We start from the raw sequence: 2,870 nt of genomic DNA, 5'->3' as shown, positions 1-2,870 counted from the left end.
CCTGCCCGTCGACCGGGGCTTTTCCCTCCGGTCCGAAAACGCGCTCTACTGTTCCGAACTGGTTTGGCGCGCGCTTTCGGCGGGGGCGGGCGAGGATGTCCAGCCGCAGAAAAGCGAACGCTTAGGGCGCGTCTATGTGTCGATCTCGGACCTGTCGGAGAATGTCCTCATGCGCGAGGCGGCAGTGATCACGGCTGCGGGGGTTCAGGGTGGAGACAGGCAAACGACCCGGGCTGAAGCTCGTTAGGGCTGCTCGGTTCCCCGCCTGACCCGATTGGCGAGCGACCCGTCCGCCGCCTGCCTCCGAGGGCTATATGCGCAGCCGTGCAGCGAATCGCAAGCGCAGGCTCCATCTGCAGCCCTATTCCGCGCTATCGCCTTGTAACGCCTCATGTTAGCCCTTCGCCAAGATATCGCTGACGGAGGGCTCCATGATCATTCGCACACTCACCCTGACGGCCATGGCCGCGGTGCTGGCCTGCGCTCCGGCGCTCGCCGAGACAGACGAGGCGCCTTCGAAGCGCTTCACCGCCGAGCGCGTTTTCGATGTTGAGTATGCCACCGATCCGCAGGTTTCGCCGGACGGCAAGACCATCGTTTATGTCCGACGCGCGATGGACAGGCTGACCGACCGCGATGTCGGCAGCCTGTGGACCATCGATGTGGCGAGCGGCGACCATCGCCCGCTGGTGACAGCCGCTACTGCCGCGGCGCCCCGCTGGTCGCCGGATGGCTCGCGCCTCGTCTACACGACCGCGAATGGCGGCAAGCCGGAAATCCGCGTGCTCTATCTGGACACCGGCCGCAGCCATGCCCTCTCCCAGTTCCTCGAAGGCCCCTCCGAAGCGGTCTGGTCGCCGGACGGCAAGACCATCGCCTTCACGATGTTCGTACCCGAAAGGAAACCCGGCTTTGCCGCGCCGCCCGCCGCCCCCGATGGCGCGGCCTGGAGCGAGCCGGTGAAGGTCTACGAGAATCTCAGCTTCCGCCGCGACGGCGCAGGCTTCCTCAAGGACGGCGTGACGCATACGTTCGTGCTGCCCGTCGATGGCGGCACGCCCCGGCAGGTGACCTCGGGCGACGCGCCTTTGCAGAGCCCGTCCTGGCTGGACAATGACACGCTGCTCGTCTCCGGCAACCTTGCAGCAGACCGCGACATGGACCCGGTCGAGAGCGAGATCTATGCGGTCGAACTCGCGGACCTCTCCGTCCGCCCGCTGACGACCCGCGACGGGCCGGACTATGGCCCCATCGTCTCACCGGACGGCAAGCGCATCGCCTGGCGCGGCTATGACGACAAGGTCCTCTCTTACCAGCAGGACAATCTCTACCTGATGAATGCCGATGGTTCGGGCGCAGCTGAGCTGGCGGCAGGCTTTTTCGGCAGCTTTGACCAGACCGTCTGGGCACCGGATGGCAAGAGCCTTCTCTCCCTGGTCGGTGATCACGGCGTGCTGTCGCTCTACCGCATCGACCTCGACGGCAAGACCTCGCAGGTCGTCACCGATATCGGCGGCGCCTCGATCGGACGGCCCTATGCCGATGGCAGTTTCTCCGTGAGCGGAGGAAAGAAACCGGTGGTCGCCTATACCGCCGGCTTTGCCGACCGCCCTTCGGAAGTCGCCAGCATCCGCCTCGACGGTAAAGGGCAGAAAGTGCTGACGGCACTAAACGACGACCTGATACCCTATCTCGAAATGCCCCGTATGGAGGAGATCAAAGTGGCCTCCAGCCATGACGGCAAGGAGATCGAGGCCTGGGTCTACCTGCCGCCGGACTTCAAGGCGGATGGCAGCTTTCCCATGCTGCTCGAGATCCACGGCGGCCCGTTCCAGATGTACGGCCCCTATTTCTCCAGCGAGCTGCAACGCTACGCCGCCGAAGGCTATGTCACCGTCTGGTCAAACCCGCGCGGCTCGACCGGCTATGGCGAAGACTTTGCCCAGGCCATCGACAAGGCTTATCCCGGAAATGACTATGACGATCTGATGACCATCGTGGACGATCTCGTCGCCCGCAACTATGTGAGCGAAAAGCGTTTGTTCGTGACCGGAGGATCGGGCGGCGGCATCCTCACCGCCTGGATTGTAACGAAGACCGAACGATTCGCGGCGGCTGCCTCGATCAAGCCAGTTATCAACTGGATGACGATGGCACTCGCCGCCGACATCTCGCAATACGTGCGTCGCCACTGGATACGTGCCGATCCATGGACGGACCCCGAGGCCTTCCTGAAATTCTCGCCGATCCGCTATGTCGACAAGGTCAAGACGCCGACGCTGATGATGGTGGGTGAGGAAGACTGGCGCACACCGACCTGGGAGGCAGAGCAGTTCTATACCGGCCTCAAGATGAACGGAACCGATACCGCCCTCATTCGCATCCCCGGTGCCTCGCACGGCATCACCTCGCGCCCCAGCCGGCTGATTGCCCTCACAGACAATATTATGGGCTGGTTCGCGAAGTATGATCCGGTGAAGAACGATGGGAGCCCCGCCGCGCCGGTGACGCCTTCGGCAGGCACATCAGCGCAATAGAAGGGTTTTAGGTCTCGTTGGCGGGCGACATGTCCGGCTGGTGGCCCTTGCTGACCGCTGTGATAATTTCCAAACCGGTGAGCACGACGGCGCCCATGCCAATCCAGACCGGCTGCAGGCCGAGCAGGTAGGCGCCATAGGCAAGACCGCCGATCAGACTGATGAAACCGATCAGACAGAGCGTGAAGGACGACATGGGACACCTTGGGTGATTGAGGAAACTCAATTACCAACGCGCGCCTGCGGCGCAGGTCGTGGAAGGTGCACCTGGCTATCTTGCCGGCACATGCGCCGCGATCAGGTGTGGGCCCTGCTCGGCAAGGGCGCGTGCCA

2 protein-coding genes and 1 other RNA gene are annotated in these 2,870 nt (G+C 63.6%); 1 reads left to right on the top strand and 2 read right to left on the bottom strand.

The window, feature by feature from the left end:
• Nucleotides 1-210 precede the first annotated feature (210 nt).
• Nucleotides 211-303: signal recognition particle sRNA small type (gene ffs / locus WEA77_RS10145), an RNA gene on the bottom strand.
• A gap of 128 nt (nt 304-431) precedes the next feature.
• Between ffs and WEA77_RS10140 the strand changes: the two genes are divergently transcribed.
• Complete coding sequence (locus WEA77_RS10140; protein WP_368067762.1) at nt 432-2,537, top strand: prolyl oligopeptidase family serine peptidase; 2,106 nt, start codon at nt 432-434, stop codon at nt 2,535-2,537.
• Nucleotides 2,538-2,544: 7 nt separating this feature from the next.
• On the opposite strand, the gene WEA77_RS10135 is transcribed toward WEA77_RS10140, so the two are convergent.
• Nucleotides 2,545-2,733 carry a hypothetical protein gene (locus WEA77_RS10135; protein WP_368067761.1) on the bottom strand — a complete coding sequence of 63 codons (189 nt, stop codon included), beginning with the start codon at nt 2,731-2,733 and terminating at the stop codon, nt 2,545-2,547.
• Nucleotides 2,734-2,870 lie beyond the last annotated feature (137 nt).

It is taken from the genome of Hyphomonas sp., from assembly GCF_040882205.1.
Lineage (GTDB): Bacteria > Pseudomonadota > Alphaproteobacteria > Caulobacterales > Hyphomonadaceae > Hyphomonas.
Note: the sequence above shows the minus strand (reverse complement) of the source record. Positions and strands in the feature narration are given on the sequence as shown.

What these genes read in the sequence shown, in the direction of transcription:
- WEA77_RS10140 (WP_368067762.1), top strand. Translation starts at nt 432, where the DNA reads ATGATCATTCGCACACTCACCCTGACGGCCATGGCCGCGGTGCTGGCC.
- WEA77_RS10135 (WP_368067761.1), bottom strand. Translation starts at nt 2,733, where the DNA reads ATGTCGTCCTTCACGCTCTGTCTGATCGGTTTCATCAGTCTGATCGGC.